Below are 24441 nucleotides of genomic sequence, written 5' to 3' on the forward strand. Positions count from 1 at the left end.
GAACTTCCGCCAAGGCCCCGGCACCCGCGTGGTCAGCCGAACAACTTCGGTTCGTCGGCTGCCGGTTCGAAGAACTTCTGCACCCGCGATTCGTCCACTTCGGACAGGCTGGTGGGCGACCACTGCGGGTTGCGGTCCTTGTCCACCAGGGTGGCGCGCACGCCCTCGACGAAGTCGCCGATGCGCACGCACGCCATCGCCAGCCGGTACTCCTGGGTCAGCGCCTGCTCCAGCGAGGTGTGGTCGCTGCGCAGCGCGCGCAGGGTGACCTTGAGCGCCGTCGGCGACTTGGTGGCGATGGTCGTCGCGGCGTCCTGCGCGGCCTGCTCGGGACGTTCCCGCAGCCGGGCGAGGATCGCCTCGACGTCGTCACCGGCGTAGGCGGCGTCGATCCACTCGCGGTGCTCGGCCAGCGACGGCTCGGGCACCGCAGCGGCGAAGCCGGCCAGCACCTCGTCCACGTCACCGCTGCTCAGGGCCTCGATGAGCGCGGGCAGCCGGGCGCTGTCGACGTAGTGGTCGGCCAGGTCGCAGTACAGCGCGTCCGCGCCGCCCACGGCGCTGCCGGTCAGCGCCAGGTGCGTGCCCAGCTCGCCGGGGGTGCGCGACATCAGGTAGGTGCCCCCGACGTCGGGGATGAAACCGATGCCGGTCTCGGGCATCCCGACCTTGGAGCGCTCGGTGACCACCCGGTGCGAGCCGTGCGCGGTGATGCCGACGCCGCCGCCCATGCAGATGCCGTCCATGATCCCCACGACGGGCTTGGGGTAGTTGGCCAGCGCGGAGTTGAGCCGGTACTCCTCGGCCCAGAACGCCGAGGGCAGCGACTCGTCCCCGGCCTTGGCCGCGTCGTGCAGGGCGCGCACGTCGCCGCCCGCGCACAGGCCGCGCTCGCCGGCCCCGTCGATCAGGATCGCCCGGATGTGCTCGGCGTCGCGCCACCGCTCGACCGCCTCGGTCATCTCCCGGACCATGCCGAGCGTCAGCGAGTTGAGGGCCTTCGGGCGGTTGAGCGTGATCCGCCCGAGCGAGCCGTTCTCGCTGACCAGGATCTCGGACTCCGTCATGGTGCGAACTCCATCGTTGTGCAAGGTGCTGCCCCCGCGGGGCGGTCAGGCCGCCAGCAGACCACGGGAGATGATCAGCCGCATGATTTCGTTGGTGCCTTCCAGGATCTGATGCACCCGCAGGTCGCGGACGATCTTCTCCAGGCCGTACTCCGCAAGGTATCCGTACCCACCGTGGATCTGAAGTGCTTCGTTGGCCACGGTGAACCCGACGTCGGTGGCCAGCCTCTTGGCCATCGCGCACAGCTTGGTGGCCGACGGGTCCTTGGTGTCCAGCGCCCAGGCGGCCCGCCACAGCAGCAGCCGCGCGGCCTCCAGCTCGGTGGCCATGTCGGCGAGCTTGAACTGCAGCGCCTCGAACTCGCTGAGCTTGGACCCGAACGCGCTGCGCTCCCGCACGTAGCCCAGCGACTTGTCGAGCGCGGCCTGCGCACCGCCGAGCGAGCAGGCGCCGACGCTGAGCCGGCCGCCGTCGAGCCCGGCCATCGCGATGCGGAAGCCGATGCCCTCCTCGCCGAGCCGCTGGTCGGCGGGGACCCGGACGCCGTCGAAGATGACCTGGCGGGTGGGCTGGGCGTTCCAGCCCATCTTCTTCTCGTTGGCCCCGAAGGAGAGCCCGTCGGCCCCGGCTTCCACGACGAAGGTGGAGATGCCCTTGTGCCCGGGTTCGCCGGTGCGGGCCATCACCACGTACACGTCGGAGCTGCCGCCGCCGGAGATGAACTGCTTGACGCCCGTGATCAGGTAGTCGTCGCCGTCGCGGACCGCGCGGGTCTGCAGGGCGGCGGCGTCCGAGCCGGCACCGGGTTCGGTCAGGCAGTAGCTGGCGAGGCGTTCCATCGTGCACAGCTGCGGAAGCCAGCGCGCCCGCTGGGCGTCGGTGCCGAAGCGGTCGATCATGCCCGCGCACATGTTGTGGATGGAGATGTAGGCGGCGATCGACGGGTCCCCGCCGGCCAATGCCTCGAAGATCAGCACCGAGTCGAACCGGCTCAGGCCGCTGCCTCCGAAGTCCTCGTCGACGTAGACGCCGCCGATGCCCAGTTCTCCTGCTGCGCGCAGCGTTTCGACCGGGAAGTGCTTGTCCTGATCCCACTGCACGGCGTGCGGGGCGAGCTGGTCGTGGGCGAACTCCAGCGCCGCGTCCCGGATGGCGCGCTGGTCGTCGGTGAGCTCGAAGGGCGAGCTGGCCACTGCTGCGACGGACACGTCGAATCCCTCCTCGGCCGGGTGGGAACCGGGATCGCCGGTCCCCACCCGCGCGATCAGTGCATCGTCGGGATGGTGAAGCTGGCGCCTTCCTTGAGTCCGGAGGGCCAGCGGGAAGTGACCGTCTTGGTCTTGGTGTAGAAGCGGATCGCGTCCGGTCCGTGCTGGTTGAGGTCGCCGAATCCGGACCGCTTCCAGCCGCCGAAGGTGTGGTAGGCGATCGGGACCGGGATCGGCACGTTCACGCCGACCATGCCGGTGTTGACGCGGTTGACGAACTCGCGCGCGGCGTCGCCGTCGCGGGTGAAGATCGCCACGCCGTTGCCGTACTCGTTCTCGCTGGGCAGCCGCACGGCCTCCTCGTAGTCGGCGGCGCGCACGACCGACAGCACCGGGCCGAAGATCTCCTCCCGGTAGATCCGCATCTGCGGGGTGACGTGGTCGAACAGCGAGGCGCCCATGAAGAAGCCGTCCTCGTGGCCGGCCATCGAGAAGCCCCGGCCGTCGACCACCAGCTGCGCGCCCTCGTCGACGCCGGCGCCGACCAGGTCGTGCACGCGCTGCCAGGCCTGCTTGGTCACCAGCGGCCCGAAGTCGGCGTCGGCGTCGAAGCTGGTGCCGATCTTGAGCGCCCGCACCTTCTCGACGAGCTTGTCGACCAGCGCGTTCGCTGTGGCCTCGCCGACGGGGACGGCGACCGAGATCGCCATGCAGCGCTCCCCCGCCGAGCCGTAGCCGGCGCCGATCAGCGCGTCGGCGGCCTGGTCGAGGTCGGCGTCGGGCATGACGATGAGGTGGTTCTTGGCGCCGCCGAAGCACTGCGCGCGCTTCCCGTGCGCGGCAGCGGTCGAGTAGATGTACTCGGCGATGTCGGAGGAGCCGACGAAGCCGACGGCCTCGATGCGCGGTTCGGTCAGCAGCGCGTCGACGGCGGTCTTGTCACCGTTGACGACGTTGAAGATCCCGGGCGGGCCCCCGGCCTCGATGAACAACTCGGCCAGTCGCAGCGGCACCGAGGGGTCGCGCTCGGAGGGCTTGAGCACGAAGGCGTTGCCGCAGGCGATCGCGGGCGCGGCCTTCCACAGCGGGATCATCGCCGGGAAGTTGAACGGGGTGATGCCGGCGACCACGCCCAGCGGCTGGCGCAGCGAGTAGACGTCGATGCCGGTGCCGACGCTGTCGCTGTACTCGCCCTTGAGCAGGTGCGGGATGCCGATCGCGAACTCGGCGACCTCCAGGCCGCGCTGGATGTCGCCCTTGGCGTCGGCGACGGTCTTGCCGTGCTCGGAGGCCAGCAGCCGCGCCAGCTCCTCCATCTCGTCGTTGACCAGTTGCACGAAGCGCATCAGCACCCGGGCGCGCTTCTGCGGGTTCTGCGCCGCCCAGGCCGGCTGCGCCGCAGCCGCGTTGTCGACCGCTGCCGCGACCTCGTCGGTCGAGGCCAACGGGACCCTGGCCTGCACCTGGCCCGTGTTGGGGTCGAACACGTCACCGAAGGAGCCGGAGGTTCCCGGCACCCTCTTGCCTCCGATGAAGTGCTCCAGCTCGCTAGTCATCTCGCACCGCACCTCCGCCGAATCGGCCTCCTCGAGGAAGATACTAGGAAGCCAAACTGTTTGTAGCCCAATCTTCACCACAGGGAACGTCCGCACAACAGGGTGTGCCGCGTCACAGTATCGATTCTGCGCACTTCACGCCGCTTCATCCAGCTGCGGCGGAGGTGGGATCAGGCCCGAGAAGAGGGAGTGCGGAGAGCGAGCGGCGCGGTCAGACCTCGCCGAAGAGGTGGGTTCCCGGCGTGTCCGCGTCGTCCCCGACCCAGAACTCCACCCAGTGGGTCACGAACTCCGACTTCGCGATCTTGCCGTCACCGTCCAGGTCGAGCCGGGCGAACCCGTCGTCGGTCGGCGTGCTCTTCCCGGTCCACGCGTGGATCATGCGGGCATACTCGAGCGCGGTCACCCGGCCGTCGCCGTCCTGGTCCACCGCCTCGAACATCGATGCGGCGGTCGCCGTCACCAGGTCGAGCATCGCGCCCAGGTTCCCGACCGCGACCAGCATCTCCTCCCGCGTGATCCTCTGGTCGTGGTCCTGGTCGGCCGTCGCGCTCAGCGCGTCCCACCAGCCCATCATGATCTCGCGCAACCGGTTCGAGCCGTCTTCGCCGCGGATGCCCGTCCACCGGTCGGTCAGCGCCTCGAAGTCCGCGCGCTCAAGGAACCCGTCGTCGTTGGTGTCCATCGCGGTGAACACGACGGAGGCCTTCTTCCGCTGCAAGTCGCTCGCCATGACACCAACCTGGCAGTGGCCTCGCGGCGGCGACAACAGCCCGGTCAGGCATTCAGGTTGTGCGCCCGAGTGATCATCGTCGTCACTGTTGGTGATGACGCACCTCGGGATCAGGCGGTGACGCGGGAGGACCCGATCTTGGCGGCGACGGTGGCGCGCCACTTCTCCGGCAGGTCCGGGAGGCAGCCTGCGACGTGGTCGGCGAGGTCGGTCCGGCCGCGTGTGGTGAGCGCGAAGACCTCGGCGACCTGAACCCCGTGGTCCGGCCGGGACAGGACGCGGATCTCGTCGCCCGCGCTGATCTCGCCCGGCTGCTCGACCGCGAAGTACGCGCCGGTGCGCCCGTGCTGGGTGAACTTCTTGACCAGACCGGGGATGTCCCAGAACCCGGCGAAGACCCGGCACGGCTGGCGCGGGCCGGTCACCCGCAGCACGGCACCGCCGATGGCCCAGCGCTCGCCGATCAGCGCCGAGGTGCTGTCCGCCCCGGTCAGCGTCAGGTTCTCGCCGGCGTTGCCGGGCACGAGCTCCTTGCCGAGCTCGGCCGACCAGAAGGCGAGCTCCTCCGCGTCGAACGCGTAGGCGGCCTGGTACCAGGCGCCGTGGTGCTTGGTGTCGCACACCGCGTCGCCGCGCACGCCGCTCTCGGTGAACAGCACCGGGCCATCGGCGGGACGCTTGTCGATGCCGGACTTGCCGACTCGCCCGGTCCACTCCCCGGTCCGCACGACTGCCAGGTTCACCGACGACACGACGCTCATGCGATCAACCTACGCGACCTCGACGAACCGCCCCAGCGGTTGCCGGGGCCGTGAACGTCACAGCCGACCGGCGACGCCCTGCAGCGCTTCCCGAGCTTCCCGGCGCAGCACCTCGACCAGTTCCGCAGCGGGCATCGGACGCGCCTGGGCGTAGCTCTGTCCCGCCCACATCGAGAGGGCTTCGGCGTCCCCGGCCTTGCCCGCAGCGCCGCGCATCGGCTTCGTGAGGTTGTTGACCTGCGGATACGCTGCCGGGGCGTGCTGGTTGTCGAGCATGAAGCGGTTCACCAGGCCGCGCGCCGGACGGCCGCTGAAGGCTCGGGTGATGTCGGTCTGCCGCTGCCCGTCGGCCATCTCGGCGCGCTGCACCGGGTTGGTGCCGGCCTCGTCGCAGACCAGGAACGCGGTGCCCAGCTGCGCGGCGACCGCACCGGCTGTCAGCACGGCGGCCACGTCCGCGCCGTGCACCAACCCACCGGCGGCGATGATCGGCAGGTCGACCGCTGCGCGCACCGAGCGGATCGCCGCCAGCAGCCCGAGCAGCGGTCCACCACCGGGCAGCTCGGGGTCGTCGTAGAACACTCCCCGGTGCCCGCCGGCCTCCATGCCCTGCACGCACACCGCGTCGGCGCCCACCCGCGCGGCCTGCCGCGCCTCGTCGGCGGTGGTGACGGTGATCACGACCTCGGACCCGGCCTCGTGCAGCCGGTCCACAGTGGAGGCCTCGGGCAGCCCGAAGGTGAACGACACCACCGGGATCCGCTCGTCGATGACCCGCTGCACCTTCGCCGGGTAGGCGTCGTCGTCCCACTCGGCCGGTCCCGGTTCCGCCCCGTGGCGCCCGGCGGTCTCAGCGACGCGAGCCCGGTGCTCGTCGAGGTCGACGTCGCGTCGCTCGCTGGGGACGAAGAGGTTCACACCGAACGGTTCATCCGTCAGCGAGCGGGTCCGCGCGATCTGCTCGGCGAGCTTGTCCTCGCTCAGCAACGCCCCCGCCAGGAACCCGAGCGCCCCCGCCTCGCTCACCGCCGCCGCCAGCTCCGGCGTGCTCGGCCCACCGGCCATCGGCGCCGCCACCAGCGGTACCCGCTCCGCAAAGATCATGCTCAAAAACTACCTCCGAACAAACCCCACCGCCGCCACCGTTCACAGATCCCGAACGTCAGGCAAGCGGCGAAGCCGCTTTCTCTTCATCCCACCAAAGGCACTGGCACCGCCGCGGGTTCTCAGCGGTGCTGTGGCATACACGCCGCGACGCCGCGTATTGGCATACATGAGGAGCGGTGCGCGGAATCCACGGAGCCGCTCAGGTTCCGTCACCCGCACCGCCAAGCAGGGCGACCACACACCCCCACACATGAAAAAGCGGGAGGGGACCCGACGCCTGGGTTCCCTCCCGCTTCGCACCATTGCGATTTTTCCGACACCCCGCCACAGGGCCGCTGGTGCGTTCAGGGGGTGGCCGGCGCAGCAGGGGCGCCGGCCACCTTCATCCACACGATCAGTGGAACTGCGCGGTCTCGGTCGAACCGGCCAGCGCGGTGGTCGACGAGTCCGGGTTGATGGCAGTGCTGATCGTGTCGAAGTAACCGGTACCGGCCTCGCGCTGGTGGCGAGTCGCCGTGTAACCGCGGTCCTCGGAGCCGAACTCCTTCTCCTGCAGCTCGACGTAGGCGGTCATGCCGTCGCTGGCGTAGCCCTTGGCCAGGTCGAACATGCTGTAGTTCAGGGCGTGGAAGCCCGCCAGGGTGATGAACTGGAACTTGAAGCCCATGTGGCCGAGCTCGCGCTGGAACTTGGCGATGGTGCTGTCGTCCAGGTTCTTCTTCCAGTTGAACGACGGCGAGCAGTTGTAGGCCAGCATCTGGTCCGGGTACTCGGACTTGACGGCCTCGGCGAACTTGCGGGCGACCTCCAGGTCCGGCGTGCCGGTCTCCATCCAGATCAGGTCGGAGTACGGCGCGTAGGCCTTGGCGCGGGCGATGCAGGGCTCGATGCCGTTGCGGACCTTGTAGAAGCCCTCCGCGGTGCGCTCACCGGTGATGAACGGCTTGTCGCGGTCGTCGATGTCGCTGGTCAGCAGCGTCGCAGCCTCGGCGTCGGTGCGCGCGATGACCAGGGACGGCACACCCGCGACGTCGGCGGCCAGACGAGCGGCGTTCAGCGTCTTGACGTGCTGGCTGGTGGGGATGAGCACCTTGCCGCCCAGGTGGCCGCACTTCTTCTCGGAGGCCAGCTGGTCCTCCCAGTGCACACCGGCGGCACCGGCGGCGATCATGCCGCGCATCAGCTCGTAGGCGTTGAGGACGCCACCGAAGCCGGCCTCGGCGTCGGCGACGATCGGGGCGAGCCAGTGGGTGTCCTCACCCTCGATGGCGCCACCCTCCGGGTCCAGCGCCTCGGCCCAGTTGATCTGGTCCGCGCGCTTGAGGGCGTTGTTGATGCGGCGCACGACCTGCGGGACCGAGTTGGCCGGGTACAGCGACTGGTCCGGGTAGGTCTCGCCCGCCAGGTTGGCGTCGGCGGCGACCTGCCAGCCGGACAGGTAGATGGCCTTGAGGCCGGCGCGGACCTGCTGGACCGCCTGGTTACCGGTCAGCGCGCCCAGCGAGTTGACGTAGTCGAGCTCGTGCAGCAGCTTCCACAGCCGCTCCGAGCCCTGGCGGGCCAGGGTGTGCTCTTCCTGCACCGAGCCGCGGAGCCGGACGACGGTCTCAGCCGAGTGCGTGCGCTCGACGCCCTTCCAGCGCGGGTTGGTGTCCCAATCGCGCTGCAGCTCCTCAGCGGCCTTCTTCGCCTGCTCGCGGATGCTCATGATTTTTCCCCTTCCGGGATCGCTGGCGACCTGCTGGAATCAATATTGCGCGCCGCCAAGCGAAACTGGGCCAGATTTTCGAGGTAAATTTCCGGATTTTTCTGTTAGCATCAACGCCATGACGGAGTTCGCCAGCGAAGAAGACCGTAGTTTTTCTACGGAACACGACCTTCTGGTCTTTGGTCAGCGCCTCAGGCACTTGCGCCGAGCCGCCGGATTGACTCTTGTTGAGCTCGGCGACCGCGTGGGGAGAGCGCCGTCACAGCTGTCGTTGCTGGAGAACGGCCACCGCGAGCCGAAGCTGTCGCTGCTGCGGTCGCTGGCCGACGCGCTGGGCACCTCCGTCGACGAGCTGCTGTCGAAGAAGGCCCCCAACCGGCGCGCCGAGCTCGAGATCGCGGTGGAGAAGGCCCAGCTCGACCCGATCTACCAGCGGCTCTCGCTGCCGCCGCTGAAGGTCGGCAAGCGGCTGCCCACCGAAGCGCTCGAGCACGTGCTGGCGCTCTACGAGGAGCTCAAGCGCCGCGAGACGCAGAAGGTCGCCACGCCGGAGGAGGCCCGCAAGGCCAACGCCGAGCTGCGCGGCATGATGCGGAGCCACAACAACTACTTCCCCGAGATCGAGAAGGCCGCGAACGACCTGCTCAGGCGCATCGGGTACCACGGCGGCCCGCTGTCGGAGGGCCTCATCCAGTCCATCGCCACGCACATGGGCTACGGGCTGAAGTTCGTCACCGACCTGCCCCGCTCGGTGCGCTCGGTGACCGACCAGAAGAACCGCCGCATCTTCCTGCGCCGCGAATCGCTGGGCATGCACAGCCCGCGCACGATCCTGCTGCAGACGCTGGGACACCTGACGCTGGGCCACAACCAGCCGCGCGACTTCGCGGACTTCCTGCGGCAGCGGGTGGAGGCCAACTACTTCGCCGCCGCGGTGCTCGTGCCGGAGCAGTCCGCGGTGCCGTTCCTGCAGGACGCCAAGTCCGAGCGCGACCTGGCCGTGGAGGACCTGCGGGACGTGTTCTCGGTGTCCTACGAGATGGCGGCGCACCGCTTCACCAACCTGGCCACCCAGTACCTGGACCTGGTCTGCCACTTCGTCCGCAACGACGAGACCGGCATCATCCACAAGGCCTACGAGAACGACGGGCTGGTCTTCCCCACCGACCCGACAGGCGCGATCGAGGGCCAGCGGATGTGCCGGTACTGGGCCGGGCGCCAGGTCTTCGCCTCACCGGACCGGTACTCGACGTACTACCAGTACACCGACAAGCCGGGTGCCACGCACTGGTGCGTCGGCCACGTCGACCCGAGCCGCGGCCGGGACTTCGCGATCACCCTCGGCGTGCCCTACACCGAGTCGCGCTGGTTCCGGGGGCGCGACACCAACAACCACTCCAAGTCCGGCTGCCCGAACGGCGAGTGCTGCCAGCGCCCGCCCGCCGAGCTCGCCAGCCGCTGGGAGGGCATGGTCTGGCCGTCGGCCCGGGCCCACTCGCACGTCCTGGCGGCACTCCCGGCGGACACCTTCCCGGGTGTCGACGAAGCCGACGTCTACGCCTTCGTGGAGGCCCACCAGGAGTGATCCGGAGCTTCAGCTGACACTTCGTCGTCGGTCAGCGGCGCAGTTCCGCGATGGATTCGGCCATCGTCAGGAACTGCGCCGCTGCTGGTGAGAGGGGACCCGGGCGCCAGAACAAGACGCCCCGGCGAACGACCCGGGGCCGCAGCGGCAACACGACCGCGCCGCGCGCGGCGGCGTCGCGGGCCATCGAGCGCGGCAGCAGCGTGGCACCCGCACCGGCCAGCACCAGCGGCACGATCATCGCCTGGTGCGCGGTCTCGACGGCGAACGCCGGCTCACCACCCCGGTTGCCCACGGTGTCCTCGATGACCGCCCGGGTCGCGGTGCCGGGCGGCGTGGCGATCCAGTCCAGGGTGGACAGCTCCGGCACGCTCATCCGCTTCTGGCCGGGGGCGGATCCGGGCGGCAGCACGGCGAAGATCTCCCGGCCGCGCAGCACCATGCTCTCCAGGTCGCCGATGGGGTGCTCGGAGTCGACCACGCCGAGCTCGCACTCACCGGCCCGCACCGACGAGGTCACGTCGGTTCCCAGCTCCGGATCGGCGATGTTGACCGCGACCTTCGGGTTCTCGCGCAGGAAGGTGCCGATGAGCTCGGCGAGCGGGTCGACGGCCAGCGTCGTCTGCGCCACGACGTCCAGCCGCCCGCTGGACAGGCCGAGCACTTCGCGGACCGAGGCCGACGCGGTGCTCAGGTCGCGCATCACCTGCCGGGCGGGTTCCACCAGCGCGTCCCCGGCCGGGGTCAGCGAAACCCCGTGCGGCAACCGGTGGAACACCTTGCCGCCGAGCTCCTTCTCCAGGTTGCGGATGGCGTGCGACAGCGAGGGCTGGGCGACGTGCATCGCCTGCGCGGCCGCGGTGAAGCTGCCGTGCTCGACGATCGCCAGGAAGTACTCCAACTCCCGCCGATCCATCACACCTCCGTTCGCGACGAACCCGCCTGCCCGGCATTACACCAGGCAGGCGGGACTTCGCCAGATCGGAGCCGTCACTCGTGCGCGGTGCGGAACGCCGAGGCCGCCTCCACATCGGACCACTGGTCGTCGTCGAGGTCGACCCGCAGCCGCCGCAGTCCGCCGGTGAAGGCGTTGTCGACCGGCGGGTAGTCGTCGGTGACCGGGCTGGCCCGGTCCACGCCGATGTCGAAGGTCTCGTCGAAGGCGAAGTAGTACGGGATCGTCGCGTCCACCCGCCCCGAAGCGACCTCGGTGCCATCCACCCGCAGCGTCGCGGTGCCGCCCTTGCCGACGCCGCCGCCGTCGTAGTCGAACCGCACGCTGACCTCGTGCTCGCCCGCGGCCACCGGCTCCGGCGCGCGCACGTGCTGGACGACGGTGCCGAAGTGGTTGTAGGCGTAGCAGGGCTTGCCGTCGTGGAAGTAGAACGACCAGCCGCCGGTGTGCCCGCCCTGGGCCACCAGCACGCCCTCGGCACCGCCTTCGGGCACCTCGACCAGCGCGGTCAGGGTGTGCGAGCGGTTCTTGACGTTCGGCGCGGTCTCCTCGGTGAGCCGCTTGGCACCGGCGTGGAAGGTCACCGAGCGCCGGTCGCCCATCAGGTCCAGCCGACCGGCTTCGAGGGGGTTCTCCCGCTCGGTCATCCGGTCGTCCAGCGGCAGCACGTTGTGCTTGGCCGCCTCCACCAGGAACAGCTGCTGGAGTTCGCGCAGCTTCTCCGGGTGCTGCTCGGCGAGGTCGTGGGACTGCGTCCAGTCCACGTTGGTGTTGTAGAGCTCCCACTTGTCGTCGTCGAAGGAGCGGCGGACGCCGTCCTGCACCATCACCCACGGCGTGCCGTGGCGGGTCACGGCCATCCACCCGTCCTGGTAGATGCCCCGGTTGCCGACCATCTCGAAGTACTGCACGCGGTGCCGGTCGGGCGCGTCGGCGTCGTTGAAGCTGTAGAGCATGCTGGTGCCCTCGATGGGCTGCTGCGCGACGCCGTTGACCTCGGTCGGGTGCGGCAGGCCAGCGGCTTCCAGGATCGTCGGCACCACGTCGATGACGTGGTGGAACTGGTCGCGCAGCCCGCCGCGCTCGGCGATGCCGTCGGGCCAGTGCACGATCATGCCGTCGCGGATGCCGCCGAAGTGCGAGGCGACCTGCTTGGTCCACTGGTAGGGCGTGTTCATCGCCAGCGCCCAGCCGACCGGGTAGTGCGCGTGCGTGGTCGCGTCGCCGAGGGCGGCGTCGTGGGCGTTGATGAACCCGGCGCTGTCGGGGATTCCGCTGGCGAAGCGGTGCTCGTTGAGCGTGCCGCCGAGACCGCCTTCGGCGGAGGCGCCGTTGTCACCGAGGATGTAGACGAACAGCGTGTTGTCGAGCTCGCCCATCTCGTCGAGGGCGTCGACGAACCGCCCGACCTGGTCGTCGGTGTGCTCGGCGAAGCCGGCGTAGAGCTCCATCAGCGACGCCGCGGACCGCTGCTCCTCGGCGGAGAGCTCGTCCCAGTGCGGCACGCCTTCCGACCACGGCGCCAGTTCCGCGTCCTGCGGGACGACGCCCAGCTCCTTCTGCCGTGCCAGGGTGATCTCGCGCTGCCGGTCCCAGCCGTGGTCGAACTTGCCCCGGTACTTCTCGCGGTATTCGCGCGGCACGTGGTAGGGCGCGTGGGTGGCGCCGAAGGGCAGGTAGACGAAGAACGGGTTGTCGGGCTTGAGCGAGTTCTGGTCGCGCACCCAGTCGATCGCGTTGTCCACCAGGTCCTCGGACAGGTGGTAGCCGTCCTCGGGTTTGCGGGTGGGCTCAACGGGTTTCGTGCCGTCGAACAGCACCGGGTACCAGTGGTTCATCTCGGCGCACAGGAAGCCGTAGAACTTCTCGAAGCCCTCACCGGTGGGCCAGCGGTCGAACGGACCAGCGGCGCTGACGTCGCGCGCGGGGGTCTGGTGCCACTTGCCGAAGGCCGCGGTGTTGTAGCCGTTGCCCTGCAGCATCTGGCCGATGGTGGCGGCGCTGAGCGGGCGGATGCCGCAGTAGCCGGGCGCCGCGCTGGCCATCTCGGTGGTGACGCCCATGCCGACGGAGTGGTGGTTGCGACCGGTCAGCAGCGCCTGCCGGGTCGGCGAGCAGATCGCGGTGACGTGGAAGCGGTTGTAGCGCAGACCGCCGTCGGCGAGCCGCTCGGCGGTGGGCATGTGGCACGGCCCGCCGAACGCGCTGGGCGCCCCGAAACCCATGTCGTCGATGAGCACCACGACGACGTTCGGCGCGCCCTGCGGCGGGCGCAACGGCTGCCGTGGCTGGAAGGCCGGGCTCTGGTCGCGCGCGTCGAGCGAAGTGGCGGCGGGGGGCTGAGGGTCGGGGATCGGCAATCGTTCGCGGGAGAACTCCACGAGCAACCTCCAGGCAGCGTCGAGCCCGCCACTTTTGGTGGCGCACCGGGGAAAACGTCGATGTGCTCGGCAGAAACCGAAACACCGCAAGACCTTTGCGAGCGCATGCTATCCACGAGCCCGAGCCGGACAACCCCGATCCACCACCTGGGACCGAGACGCAAGTCACGATTTCCCCGTGTTTGCCCAGATCACCACCTGAGCAGACCAATCCTCGATCCGCTCCATAGAAAGCCCCTATGGGCGTCGAGCACCTCGTTCCTCGGTGACCGTCGACCGCCGAGAACCCCTCGACGCGCCGGTGCCCTCCGATCGACGGGGAGTCGACCGGAGGGCACCGAGTCACTGACCAGGCGTGCGAGCTACTTCTTGCCGCCCTTGGACTTGTCGTCCTTGCCCTCGTCGGTGGAGAGGGCGGCGACGAAGGCTTCCTGCGGGACCTCGACGCGGCCGATGGTCTTCATCCGCTTCTTGCCCTCCTTCTGCTTCTCCAGCAGCTTGCGCTTCCGGCTGATGTCACCGCCGTAGCACTTGGCGAGCACGTCCTTGCGGATCGCGCGGATGGTTTCGCGGGCGATGATGCGGGAGCCGATGGCCGCCTGGATCGGCACCTCGAACTGCTGGCGCGGGATGAGCTCGCGCAGCTTGGTGGCCATCTTCGTGCCGTAGGCGTAGGCGCCGTCGCGGTGCACGATGGCGCTGAAGGCGTCGACCGGCTCGCCCTGCAGCAGGATGTCGACCTTGACCAGGTTGGAGGTCTGCATCCCCGACTCCTCGTAGTCCATCGAGGCGTAGCCGCGGGTGCGGGACTTGAGCTGGTCGAAGAAGTCGAAGACGATCTCGCCCAGCGGCAGCGTGTAGCGCAGCTCGACGCGGCTCTCCGACAGGTAGTCCATGCCCTCGAGCTGGCCGCGACGGCCCTGGCACAGCTCCATGATCGTGCCGACGAACTCCGACGGGGCGATCACCGTGCACTTGGCGACCGGCTCGGAGACCTCCTTGATCTTGCCCTCGGGCCAGTCGGAGGGGTTGGTCACCACCAGCTCGGTGGCGTCCTCCATCTCGACCTCGTAGACCACGTTCGGCGCGGTGGAGATCAGGTTCAGGTTGAACTCGCGCTCCAGCCGGTCCCGGGTGATCTCCAGGTGCAGCAGGCCCAGGAACCCGCAGCGGAAACCGAAGCCCAGCGCACCGGAGGTCTCCGGCTCGTAGGTCAGCGCCGCGTCGTTGAGCTGCAGCTTCTCCAGGGCCTCGCGCAGGATCGGGTAGTCGGAGCCGTCGATCGGGTACAGCCCGGAGTAGACCATCGGCTTGGGCTCGCGGTAGCCGGGAAGCGGGTCGGCGGCGCCCTTGCGCTCGGCGGTGATGGTATCACCGACCTTGGACTGGCGGACGTCCTTCACACCGGTGATCAGGTAACCGACCTCGCCGACGCCCAGGCCCTTCGACGGCTTGGGCTCCGGGGAGATGATGCCGACTTCCAGCAGCTCGTGGGTGGCGCCGGTGGACATCATCTTGATCCGCTGGCGCGGGGTGATCTTGCCGTCCACGACGCGGATGTAGGTGACCACGCCCCGGTAGGTGTCGTAGACCGAGTCGAAGATCATCGCGCGCGGCGCGGAGTCGGCCACGCCCTCCGGCGGCGGGACCTGCTTGACGACCTCGTCGAGGACCGCGTCCACGCCCTCCCCGGTCTTGGCCGACACGCGCAGCACGTCCTCGGGCTCGCAGCCGATGATGTGCGCGAGCTCGTTGGCGTACTTGTCCGGCTCGGCGGCCGGCAGGTCGATCTTGTTGAGCACCGGGATGATCTGGAGGTCGTGCTCCATCGCGAGGTAGAGGTTCGCCAGGGTCTGCGCCTCGATGCCCTGCGCGGCGTCCACCAGCAGGATCGCGCCCTCGCAGGCGGCCAGCGAGCGGCTGACCTCGTAGGTGAAGTCGACGTGCCCGGGGGTGTCGATCATGTGCAGCACGTGCTCGTCGCCGTCGACGACCCACGGCAGCCGCACGTTCTGCGCCTTGATCGTGATGCCGCGCTCGCGCTCGATGTCCATCCGGTCGAGGTACTGAGCCCGGTAGGCGCGTTCCTCCAGCACACCGGTCAGCTGCAGCATGCGGTCGGCCAGCGTCGACTTGCCGTGGTCGATGTGCGCGATGATGCAGAAGTTCCGGATCCGCTCCGGCGGCGTGAACGTGGTGTCGGCGAAACTGCTCACTCAGGTTCCTCGGATGTCGGCGGCGTTCCTACGGCTGTCGGCGTTCGTCGGCAGACGTCGGCCCGGGCTCCCCCGGCGGGATGACGCGCAGGGGTCACCCCATAGTCCCACGCCACGCCCGGTGCCCGACGCCCAACTCCCGGTCACCCAGCGCGAGCTTCGCTCGGCGGACTTCCCAGGAAAGGTCTAGTCGCCTCGGGTGTCGCGGCGGATGGGGTGGTCGGCGGGGACCTCGACGAGGACGATGCGCATGCCGTCGGGATCGGCGATCCAGCCTTCGTGCAGGCCCCACGGCTTGTGCTCCGGTTCGGCCAGGACCGCGACTCCTTGGTCGCGGAGTTCGCCGAAGGTGGCGCGGAGGTCGCGGACCTGCAGCCACAGCACCTGGTCCGGGCTCGGGCCCTGATCACCTTCCCCGGAGACCTCCAGGTACCCCTGCCCGAGGAAGAACACCGTGCCCCCGGGGAACTCGCGGCAGACCGCCAGCCCGAGCACGTCGCGGTAGAAGCGCACCGACCGATCGTGGTCGCCGGGCCGCAGGATCATCCGGCTGTTCAAGACCTCCATGCCCGCATTTCTACCGGCAACCGCCGAACCCCAGCCAGATCAACTCGCCCGGCACGCGGAGGCCACCCACCTCCCCCGCACAGCCCGCCACCAGGGGGATTCGAATTTCGCGCGAAATTCGACCCCTGAAGATCCCGGTCGAACTTCGCGCGAAGTTCGAACCCGGCTCTGGTCTCACCTCCACAGGCTGGGCAACGCGCGTCCCGGAGTGCTTTGAGCTGGGGGTTTCCAATTTCGCGCGAAATTCGAGTGCTGGAGTTCGGGCTCGAACTTCGCGCGAAATTCGACGACGTGGTGCGTTCCGGGCGCGCGGAGTTCCCGCCGCCCGCCGTCGCACGAGCGGCCGCCGCCGCGGGCAGGAGGCGCCCCCGATGACCGCCCGGATGGTCACTGGAGGACGGTGATGCTGCGCCGGACCGGGCGTTCCTCGGTGCTGTCGACGAACAGCTCGGGGGACTCGGCCTGGATCCGCTCGACGTCCTCGAACACGGCGCGCAGGTGGCCTCGCAGGGCTGAGACCGCGACGTCGAGGTCGCGGGATTCGAGGCCGTCGACGATCTCGGCGTGCTGATCGATCAGCGCTGAGACCGGGCTGACCGTGCGGAGGCTCAGGCGGCGGGCGCGGTCCAGGTGGGCCTTGGCCTGCTCGACCGTGCGCCAGGCGTTGGTGTGACCGCCAGCGGTGAGCAGCCGCTGGTGGAAGGCCTCGTCGAGCTCGAAGAACCGGCTCACGTCGTCAGCGGCCGCGCGCTGCTGCTCCAGCAGGTCGCGCAGGGCTTCGACGTCCTCGTCCGCGCGGTGCTGCACGGCGTCGGCCAGCGAGGCGACCTCGACGGCTTCGCGGACGAACTGCGCGTCGGCGATGCGCTGCGGGTCCACCCTGGCGACGAACGAGCCGAGCTTCGGGAAGACCCGGACCAGGTCCTCCTCGGCGAGCAGCAGCAGGCTCTCGCGCACCGGCGTGCGGGAAACCTCCAGCTCACCGGCCAGTTCGTTCTCCGACAGCGGGTGTCCCGGCGGCAGCTGCAGCGTGATGATGCGCTGCCGGATCTCGCGGTGCACCGTCACCCGCGCCGAAGTCTTGCCCGCTGTGGTCGCCATGGTCACCACCTTATCGACAGCCCTTGACCCGTGGGATCCCAGCGCTTGTATGGTAGCGCTGGTATTCATAACTTGAGGAGGGTCAATGCCGACGGACCTCGACACGCGCACGAGCGGGAGCAGATCCCTGCGCCGCACGGTCGCCGCCTCGGTGATCGGCACGATCGCCGAGTACTACGACTTCTTCATCTACGGCACCGCATCGGCGCTGGTGTTCAACAAGGTCTTCTTCCCCGAGGTCGACCCGCTCGTCGGCACCCTCGCCGCGTTCTCCACCTACGCCGTCGGCTTCTTCGCCCGACCGCTCGGCGGCCTGGTGTGGGGCCACGTCGGTGACCGGCTGGGCCGCAAGAAGACGCTGGTCTACACGCTGCTGCTCACCGGGCTCGGCACCTTCGTGGTCGGCCTGATGCCCACCTACGAGCAGATCGGCCTGTGGGCCGCGATCATCCTGGTGCTGGTCCGGCTGCTGCAGGGCTTCGGCGTCGGCGGCGAGCAAGGCGGCGCGCTGCTGCTCACCGCCGAGGCCGCACCACCGGGCAAGCGCGGGTTCTACGCCAGCTTCGTGCAGATGGGCTCGCCCGCGGCGTACCTGATCCCCACCGTGCTGTTCGCGGTGCTCGAAGCGCAGCTCCCCGAGGAATCGTTCATCTCCTGGGGCTGGCGGATCCCGTTCCTGCTCAGCGCCGTCGTGGTGATCATCGGCCTCTACATCCGGCTGCGGGTGCCCGAATCGGAAACCTTCGAGGCCGTCAAGCAGCAGGAACCGCAGCGCGCGCCGCTGAAGACGCTGCTGACAGACCACCGGCGCGAGGTGTTCGGCGGCATGCTCGCCAAGTTCGTCGAAGCCGCCGTGTTCCCGCTCTACACCGTCTTCCTGGTCTCCTACGCCAAGGCGCACGACGTCGACAGCTCCATCGTGCTGGACGCGGTGATCATCGCGATCATCGCCGAGCTGGTCCTGCTGCCGTTCTGGGGCAAGCTCACCGACCGCATCGGCCGCCGCACCACGTTCATCGGGGCCGCGGTGCTCAACCTTGTGCTGCTCGTGCCGGCGTTCCTGGCCGTGGAGAGCGGCAACGTCGTGCTGATCACGCTGCTGATGGTCGCCGGGTTGGCCTTCGGCCACGCCGGCACCTACGCGCCGCAGGCCTCCTACTTCCCCGAGCTGTTCCCCTCCAGCGCCCGCTACAGCGGCGTGTCGGTGGTGTGGCAGTTCGGCGCGATGATCGCCAGCGGACCGTTCACCGTCGTTGCCTCGGCGCTGCTGGTGCTCGCCGGTGGCGGCTTCACCTGGGTCGCGGTGTACGTGGCCGCGCTGATCGTGCTGAGCCTGATCGGCCTGCGCCTCCTGCCCGAAACAGCTCCCCGCCGCCGCGGCGGCACCGAGTACGCCGACTGGCCTCGCGCGGAGCAGAACTAACCGAGAGGACCGCTTTGTCCAAGATCGTCGACGCGAAGGTCATCGTCACCGCGCCCGGTCGCAACTACGTGACGCTCAAGATCACCACCGCCGACGGCGTGGTGGGCTGGGGCGACGCCACGCTCAACGGCCGTGAGCTCGCCGTGGCCTCCTACCTGCGCGACCACGTCTGCCCGCTGCTCGTCGGCCGCGACTCGCAGCGGATCGAGGACACCTGGCAGTACCTGTACAAGGGCGCCTACTGGCGGCGCGGCCCGGTGACCATGACCGCGATCGCCGCGGTGGACATCGCGCTGTGGGACATCAAGGGCAAGGTCGCCGGGATGCCCGTCTACGAGCTGCTCGGCGGAGCGGCTCGGGACGGCGTGCTGGCCTACTGCCACGCCACCGGCGAGGACGTCCCGGCGCTGCTCGACGACGTCGCCGCGCACCTCGACCAGGGGTACCTGGCGATCCGCGCGCAGGCGTCGGTGCCCGGGGTCGACAAGGCCTACGGCGTTCCGGCGAAGGGCGAGTTCTACGAGCCCGCCTCCGCCGCGGTTCCCGAGGAGGGGCACTGGGACACCGAGTCCTACCTGCGGCACGCGCCGCAGGTGCTGGGCGCGGTGCGGGAGCGCTTCGGCTTCGACTTCCACCTGCTGCACGACGTGCACCACCGGCTCACCCCGATCGAGGCCGGGCGGCTGGGCAAGGACCTCGAAGAGCACCGGATGTTCTGGATCGAGGACCCCACCCCGGCCGAGGACCAGAGCGCGTTCCGGCTGATCCGGCAGCACACCACCACCCCGATCGCGGTCGGCGAGGTGTTCAACTCGATCTGGGACTGCCAGCAGCTGATCAGCGAGCGGCTGATCGACTACATCCGCACCTCGGTGTCGCACGCGGGCGGCATCACGCACCTGCGGCGGATCTTCTCGCTGGCCGAGCTCCACGGCGTGCGCACGGGTAGCCACGGGGCCGGCGACCTGTCCCCGGTGTCGCTGTCGGCGGCGCTCAACGTGGACCTGGCGGTGCCGAACTTCGGCATCCAGGAGTACATGGGCCACACCGAGCAGACCGCCGAGGTGTTCCACACCGGGTACGCCTTCGCCAACGGCTACCTGCATCCCAGCGACGAGCCCGGGTTGGGCGTGTGGGTCGACGAGGAGGCCGCGGAGCGCTTCCCGTACGAACCGCGGTACCTGCCGGTCAACCGGCGCCGCGACGGGTCGATGCACGACTGGTGAAAAGCGAAGCGGCCCCTTCCCGCTGCGGGGAAGGGGCCGCTTCGTCGACCGAGAAGACTCAGATCTTGTTCACGCGAACGGCCATCGCCGACTTCTTGTTGGCGGCCTGGTTCTTGTGGATCACGCCCTTGCTGGCGGCCTTATCCAGCAGACGGCCAGCGGCCTGCTGCAGCTCGACGGCCTTGTCCTTCTCGCCGGCGTCAGCGGCCTCGCGGAACTTGCGGATCGCGGTCTTCAGCGTGGTCTTCGCAGCCTTGTTCCGCTGGCGGTTCGCCTCGTTGGTCTTGATCCGCTTCATCTGGGACTTGATGTTGGCCACTGGTGCGCCTCTTCCTCGTCAGTCGAATCGCGCGCCGCACTCGATCGGCCCGGCCCGAAGACCGGTTTTCCTCCACGGCGGAATGCCGTACGACACGGTCGTCCATGCTAACAAGGCTCACCTGCGCGTTCGCCGGGTGGTCCGCGTGCGGCGAGAGCGCTCACAACCGCTCGGAATCCACTGTGCGCAGGCCATACGGTGATGCCTCGTGCTCACCGCGTTGAACTGGCCTGGATTCGCCGATCTCACCCTCGCCGGGCTGCTGTTCCTCTGCGCGGCGGCGTTCCTCGCCGGTGCCGTGGACGCCATCGTCGGCGGCGGTGGGCTCATCCAGCTGCCCGCCATGCTGATGCTGCTGCCCGGCGGCGAGGTCGTGTACTCGCTGGCCACCAGCAAGGTCGCCGCGATCGCCGGCACCTCGGCCGCGGCCCGAACCTACGCCAAGCGCACGCCGATGGACTGGCGGGCCGCGCTGCCGATGGCCCTGGTGGCGCTGATCGGCTCGCTGGGCGGGGCGGCGCTGGCCGACGCGCTGCCGTCGTCGGTGCTCAACGTGGTGGTCATGGTCGCGCTGATCGTCGTCGGCATCTACACGTGGCGCAAACCCGATCTCGGTTCGGTCGACGCACCGCGCTTCGCGCGGCGGATCCAGCTGGCGCTGATGCTGCTCGGCGGCGCGGCCATCGGCTTCTGGGACGGCATCGCCGGTCCGGGGACCGGATCGTTCCTGGTGTTCTGGCTGGTCAGCCTGGTCGGGTTCGCCTTCGTCACCGCCTCGGCGACCGCCAAGGTCGTCAACGTGGCCACCAACCTGGGTGCGCTGTTCTTCTTCATCCCGGCCGGCAAGGTGCTGTGGGGCCTCGGACTCGTGATGGCCGCGAGCAACATCGCGGGCAGCGTGCTGGGCGCGACTCTGGCGGCCGGTCGCGGGTCGGCGTTCGTGCGCCGCGTGTTCCTGACCGTCGTGGTCGGGCTCGTGTTCAGCCTCGGGTGGAAGATCGCGCTCAGCGGCTGACCAGCGGTAGGCTCCCGGGACTCATGGGGGCCGCCGCAGTCGTTCTCGTCGTCCTGGCCGCGTTCGCGCACGCGGGCTGGAACTTCTTCGCCAAGCGCGCCGGCGCGTCCGGGGCGGTGTTCGTGTGGCCGACCGCCACCTGCTCGGCCGTTCTCTACCTGCCGGTGGCGGTGGGTGCGCTGCTGGTGACCGGAGCTCCCCCGCTCGGCGCGTGGCTGCTGGGCGTGCTGGTCAGCGCGGTCATCCACCTCGGCTACTTCCTGCTGCTGCAGCGCGGCTACGCCGTCGGCGACATGTCCGTGGTGTACCCGCTGGCCAGGGGCACCGGTCCGATGCTGTCGATGCTGGTGGCGGTGCTGGTGCTGCACGAGCGACCGGGCTGGCTCGGGGTTCTCGGCGGTGCGCTGGTGGTCGCCGGAGTCTTCGTGATCGGGCTGTCGGACGGTCTGCCGCGCGCCGGGGCGAACCTCGCCGGAGTCGGCTTCGGGCTGCTCATCGGGGCCCTGATCGCCACCTACACGGTGTGGGACGCCCACGCCGTGACCGGTCTGGCGCTGTCGCCGCTGCTGTTCGACTGGGCCAACAACCTCGCCCGCAGCGCCCTGCTCGCCCCCTACGCGTCGCGCCGGCGCGATGCGCTCGCCCGGATCTGGGCCGAGCACCGGCGCGAGATCATCGCCGTCGGACTGCTGTCTCCCCTGGCCTACATCCTCGTGCTGTTCGCGATGCAGCTGGCGCCGGTGAGCCTGGTGGCACCCGCTCGCGAGCTGAGCATCGTCATCGCCGGGCTGCTGGCCTGGCGCGTGCTCGGCGAAACCCAGCCGGTGCGTCGGATGACCGGCGCCGTCGTGGTGCTCAGCGGCGTCGTGCTGCTCGGCGTGGCGTGATCAGCTGCGCTGGTTCCGCAGGGACACCAGGCGCAGGACCGTCTTCTCCAGGGCGTAGTCGGCGTCGGCCGCCATGCCCTTCACGCCTGCGTTGACCTCGGCGACGACCTGCAGCGCTGCTGCCAGGCTCGTGGGCGTCCAGCCGCGCGACTGGGACTGGGCCTTCTTGACCTTCCACGCGGGCATGCCGAGATCACCGGCCAACCGGTAGGGGTCGTTGCGACCGCCCGCCGCGGCGACGCGGCCGATGGTGCGGACCGAATCGGCCAGGGCGTCGGCGATGAGCACGTGCGGGACGCCGAGCTGGATCGCCCAGCGCAGCGCCTCCAGCGCTCCCGCGCGATCGCCGACCACGGCCTTCTCGGCGACGGCGAAACCGGTCACCTCGGCACGACCCCGGTAGTAGCGGCCGACGGCGTCCGCGTCGATCTTGCCCCCGGTGTCGGCCACCAGCTGCGAAGCCGCCGCGGACAGCTCCCGCAGGTCCGAGCCGACCGCTTCGATCAGGGCGCTGACCCCGCCGGAGTCGGACTTGCCGCCCGCGCGGCGGATCTCGTCGCGGACGAAGGCCTCGCGATCGGCGGGCTTGGTGAGCTTCTTGCACTCGGTGACCCGGGCCCCGAGCTTCTTCAGCGCGTTGGGCAGCTCCTTGGCGTGCTTGGCCCGGCCACCACCGGTGTGCAGCACGATCAGGGTCACGCCCTCGGCGGGCTGCTTGGCGTGGGTCAGCAGCGCCTCGGCGATCTCCTTGCCCGCGTCCTGCGCCGACTCGATCGCCAGCACCCGCGCTTCTGCGAACAGCGAGGGACTCAGCATTTCTGCGAGCTCCGGAGGGGTGAGCTCACTCACCTTCACGCGGCTGAAATCGGCCTCCGGATCGGCCGCGCGGGCCGCTCCGACAGCAGCCCACATCGCGCGCTCGACCAGCAGCTCCTCGTCTCCGAGCACCAGGTGCAGCGGGTCCGCGACAACGGTCGGTGAGCTCATGAACGCATGGTCCCACGGCGCCGTGACAGTCCCGCCATCTGGATGCGGACTGGCCAGGAACACATTCGTTCAACTAACGTTGCCGCCACAACCGAATAGCTCATCCAGAGGGGCAGAGGGAACGGCCCGTTGAAGCCCCGGCAACCGTTCGTCTGGTGCATCGTGCGAAATCCCGGCGCGAGGTCACGGACGGAACAGGTGCCAATTCCGACCCGTCCGCGGGACAGATGAGGAGAGGACCTCGCGCGATGACTGCTGCTGCCCACGCCACCACGACTGCTGGCAAGAAGTTCGATCTCGGCAACGCCGTCGAACTGGTGTCCAAGGAAGAGGGTCACCGGCAGCCGCTGGCCCCCGAATTCGTCTCCCTCGAAGACTTCTCGCCGCTCGAGGTCGCCTACGACTTCGGCAAGATCCGCCGCGAGGAGATCGAGGCCGGTCCGCGCTCGATCTGGCGCTACAAGCAGCTGCTGCCGGTTCCGAGCAACGTCGACCAGATCCCCAACACCGAGCCCGGCTGTACCCGCTTGATCCAGGCGGACAACCTCGCCAAGGCGCTCGGCGTGAAGAAGATCTGGATCAAGGACGACACCGGTAACCCCACGCACTCCTTCAAGGACCGCGTCGTCGCGGTCGCGCTGGCCGCCGCCCGCGAGTTCGGGTTCAAGGTGCTGGCCTGCCCGTCCACCGGCAACCTCGCCAACGCCGTGGCCGCCGCCGCTGCCCGCGCCGGCTGGGACTCGGTCGTGCTGGTGCCCAAGACCCTCGAGCGCGCCAAGATCCTGATGAGCGCGGTCTACGACGGCTCGCTGCTGGCGGTCGACGGCAACTACGACGACGTCAACCGGCTGGCCACCGAGCTCGCCGCCGAGCACGAGGACTGGGCGTTCGTCAACGTCAACGTCCGCCCCTACTACTCCGAGGGCTCCAAGACCCTGGCCTTCGAGGTCGCCGAGCAGCTGGGCTGGCGCATCCCCGAGCAGATCGTGGTGCCGATCGCCTCCGGCTCGCAGCTGACCAAGGTCTACAAGGGCTTCAACGAGTTCGCCCAGGTCGGCCTGGTCGACGAGAGCCCGGTGAAGATCTTCGGCGCGCAGGCCAGCGGGTGCTCCCCGGTCTCCACCGCCTTCCGCAACGGCCACGACGTGGTGCAGCCGGTCAAGCCGGACACCATCGCCCGCTCGCTGGCCATCGGCGCCCCCGCCGACGGTCCGTACGTGCTCGACATCGTCCGCAAGACCGGCGGTGCCATCGAGGACGTCACCGACGACGAGGTCCGCGCGGGCATCCGCCTGCTGGCCCGCACCGAGGGCATCTTCGCCGAGACCGCCGGTGGTGTGACCGTGGCGACCGCGAAGAAGCTCATCGAGGCCGGCAAGATCGACCCGGACGCCGAGACGGTCCTGCTGATCACCGGTGACGGCCTCAAGACCCTTGACGCCGTCGAGGGCGAGCTCGGTCCGAAGGCCACGGTCGCCCCGAGCACCGAGTCGGTGAACCAGGCGCTGGGCCTCTGATTCAGTTCTTCGGCCAGTCCTCCTTTCCCGGGGCGGGGGGGGGGGGGGGCCCCCCCCCCCCCCCCCCCCACAGCAGGAGGCAAGAGGACGGGCGGGGGGGGGGGGGGGCGCCGGGGGGGAC

At 69.6% G+C, this 24441-nt stretch carries 20 protein-coding genes and 1 riboswitch; of the genes, 6 read left to right on the plus strand and 14 right to left on the minus strand.

Features of this window, described 5'->3' with window-relative positions:
* Positions 1-32 precede the first annotated feature (32 nt).
* The 7 genes from R4I43_RS10950 to aceA all read right to left on the minus strand — a co-directional run bounded on the left by R4I43_RS10950 (position 33) and on the right by aceA (position 8141).
* Entirely contained in the window at positions 33-1067 is a 1035-nt protein-coding gene (locus R4I43_RS10950) for an enoyl-CoA hydratase/isomerase family protein (RefSeq protein WP_324265464.1), read from the minus strand.
* A 45-nt stretch (positions 1068-1112) separates the two neighbouring features.
* Positions 1113-2276, minus strand: a complete 1164-nt coding sequence (locus R4I43_RS10955; RefSeq protein ID WP_324265465.1) for an isobutyryl-CoA dehydrogenase — start codon at positions 2274-2276, stop codon at positions 1113-1115.
* A gap of 56 nt (positions 2277-2332) precedes the next feature.
* Positions 2333-3832 carry a CoA-acylating methylmalonate-semialdehyde dehydrogenase gene (locus R4I43_RS10960; protein ID WP_324265466.1) on the minus strand — a complete coding sequence of 500 codons (1500 nt, stop codon included), beginning with the start codon at positions 3830-3832 and terminating at the stop codon, positions 2333-2335.
* Positions 3833-4043: 211 nt separating this feature from the next.
* Positions 4044-4565 (minus strand): EF-hand domain-containing protein, encoded by a 522-nt coding sequence (locus R4I43_RS10965; RefSeq protein ID WP_324265467.1) that lies wholly within the window; start codon positions 4563-4565, stop codon positions 4044-4046.
* 110 nt (positions 4566-4675) lie between these two features.
* Positions 4676-5326: an MOSC domain-containing protein gene (locus R4I43_RS10970; protein ID WP_324265468.1), complete on the minus strand. Its 651-nt coding sequence runs from the start codon at positions 5324-5326 to the stop codon at positions 4676-4678.
* 57 nt (positions 5327-5383) lie between these two features.
* On the minus strand, positions 5384-6430 hold the full coding sequence (locus R4I43_RS10975) for an NAD(P)H-dependent flavin oxidoreductase (protein ID WP_324265469.1): 1047 nt from the start codon (positions 6428-6430) through the stop codon (positions 5384-5386).
* Positions 6431-6827: 397 nt separating this feature from the next.
* Complete coding sequence (gene aceA / locus R4I43_RS10980; RefSeq protein ID WP_324265470.1) at positions 6828-8141, minus strand: isocitrate lyase; 1314 nt, start codon at positions 8139-8141, stop codon at positions 6828-6830.
* 118 nt (positions 8142-8259) lie between these two features.
* Between aceA and R4I43_RS10985 the strand changes: the two genes are divergently transcribed.
* Positions 8260-9726 carry a helix-turn-helix domain-containing protein gene (locus R4I43_RS10985; RefSeq protein ID WP_324265471.1) on the plus strand — a complete coding sequence of 489 codons (1467 nt, stop codon included), beginning with the start codon at positions 8260-8262 and terminating at the stop codon, positions 9724-9726.
* A 31-nt stretch (positions 9727-9757) separates the two neighbouring features.
* Here the strand turns inward: R4I43_RS10985 and R4I43_RS10990 are convergent, their stop codons facing one another.
* The 5 genes from R4I43_RS10990 to R4I43_RS11010 form a co-directional block, all read right to left on the minus strand.
* Positions 9758-10642 carry a LysR family transcriptional regulator gene (locus tag R4I43_RS10990; RefSeq protein ID WP_324265472.1) on the minus strand — a complete coding sequence of 295 codons (885 nt, stop codon included), beginning with the start codon at positions 10640-10642 and terminating at the stop codon, positions 9758-9760.
* A 74-nt stretch (positions 10643-10716) separates the two neighbouring features.
* Positions 10717-13062, minus strand: coding sequence for an arylsulfatase (locus tag R4I43_RS10995; protein ID WP_324265473.1), 2346 nt, complete (start codon positions 13060-13062; stop codon positions 10717-10719).
* Between the two features lie 362 nt (positions 13063-13424).
* A complete protein-coding gene (gene lepA / locus R4I43_RS11000; protein ID WP_324265474.1) occupies positions 13425-15278 on the minus strand; it encodes a translation elongation factor 4 in 1854 nt (617 codons plus the stop codon).
* Positions 15279-15464: 186 nt separating this feature from the next.
* A complete protein-coding gene (locus tag R4I43_RS11005; RefSeq protein WP_324265475.1) occupies positions 15465-15845 on the minus strand; it encodes a VOC family protein in 381 nt (126 codons plus the stop codon).
* Between the two features lie 387 nt (positions 15846-16232).
* On the minus strand, positions 16233-16946 hold the full coding sequence (locus R4I43_RS11010) for a GntR family transcriptional regulator (protein ID WP_324265476.1): 714 nt from the start codon (positions 16944-16946) through the stop codon (positions 16233-16235).
* Between the two features lie 85 nt (positions 16947-17031).
* Here R4I43_RS11010 and R4I43_RS11015 point away from each other — a divergent pair, with 85 nt between their 5' ends.
* Positions 17032-18369 (plus strand): MFS transporter, encoded by a 1338-nt coding sequence (locus R4I43_RS11015; RefSeq protein ID WP_324265477.1) that lies wholly within the window; start codon positions 17032-17034, stop codon positions 18367-18369.
* A 14-nt stretch (positions 18370-18383) separates the two neighbouring features.
* Positions 18384-19595, plus strand: a complete 1212-nt coding sequence (gene manD, locus R4I43_RS11020; protein WP_324265478.1) for a D-mannonate dehydratase ManD — start codon at positions 18384-18386, stop codon at positions 19593-19595.
* A 58-nt stretch (positions 19596-19653) separates the two neighbouring features.
* Here manD and rpsT read toward each other — a convergent pair whose 3' ends face one another.
* Positions 19654-19914 carry a 30S ribosomal protein S20 gene (gene rpsT / locus R4I43_RS11025; RefSeq protein ID WP_324265479.1) on the minus strand — a complete coding sequence of 87 codons (261 nt, stop codon included), beginning with the start codon at positions 19912-19914 and terminating at the stop codon, positions 19654-19656.
* Positions 19915-20122: 208 nt separating this feature from the next.
* On the opposite strand from rpsT, the gene R4I43_RS11030 reads away from it, so the two are divergent.
* Both R4I43_RS11030 and R4I43_RS11035 read left to right on the plus strand, forming a co-directional pair.
* Positions 20123-20929, plus strand: a complete 807-nt coding sequence (locus R4I43_RS11030; RefSeq protein ID WP_324265480.1) for a TSUP family transporter — start codon at positions 20123-20125, stop codon at positions 20927-20929.
* A gap of 23 nt (positions 20930-20952) precedes the next feature.
* On the plus strand, positions 20953-21816 hold the full coding sequence (locus R4I43_RS11035; RefSeq protein ID WP_324265481.1) for an EamA family transporter: 864 nt from the start codon (positions 20953-20955) through the stop codon (positions 21814-21816).
* Here R4I43_RS11035 and holA read toward each other — a convergent pair whose 3' ends face one another.
* Positions 21817-22803, minus strand: a complete 987-nt coding sequence (gene holA / locus R4I43_RS11040; protein ID WP_324265482.1) for a DNA polymerase III subunit delta — start codon at positions 22801-22803, stop codon at positions 21817-21819.
* A 97-nt stretch (positions 22804-22900) separates the two neighbouring features.
* Positions 22901-23037: riboswitch (SAM riboswitch) on the plus strand.
* Positions 23038-23051: 14 nt separating this feature from the next.
* Between holA and thrC the strand changes: the two genes are divergently transcribed.
* Positions 23052-24320 (plus strand): threonine synthase, encoded by a 1269-nt coding sequence (thrC, locus tag R4I43_RS11045; protein ID WP_324265483.1) that lies wholly within the window; start codon positions 23052-23054, stop codon positions 24318-24320.
* Positions 24321-24441 lie beyond the last annotated feature (121 nt).

This window comes from Saccharopolyspora mangrovi, assembly GCF_035320975.1.
In the GTDB taxonomy this organism is placed as follows: domain Bacteria; phylum Actinomycetota; class Actinomycetes; order Mycobacteriales; family Pseudonocardiaceae; genus Saccharopolyspora; species Saccharopolyspora mangrovi.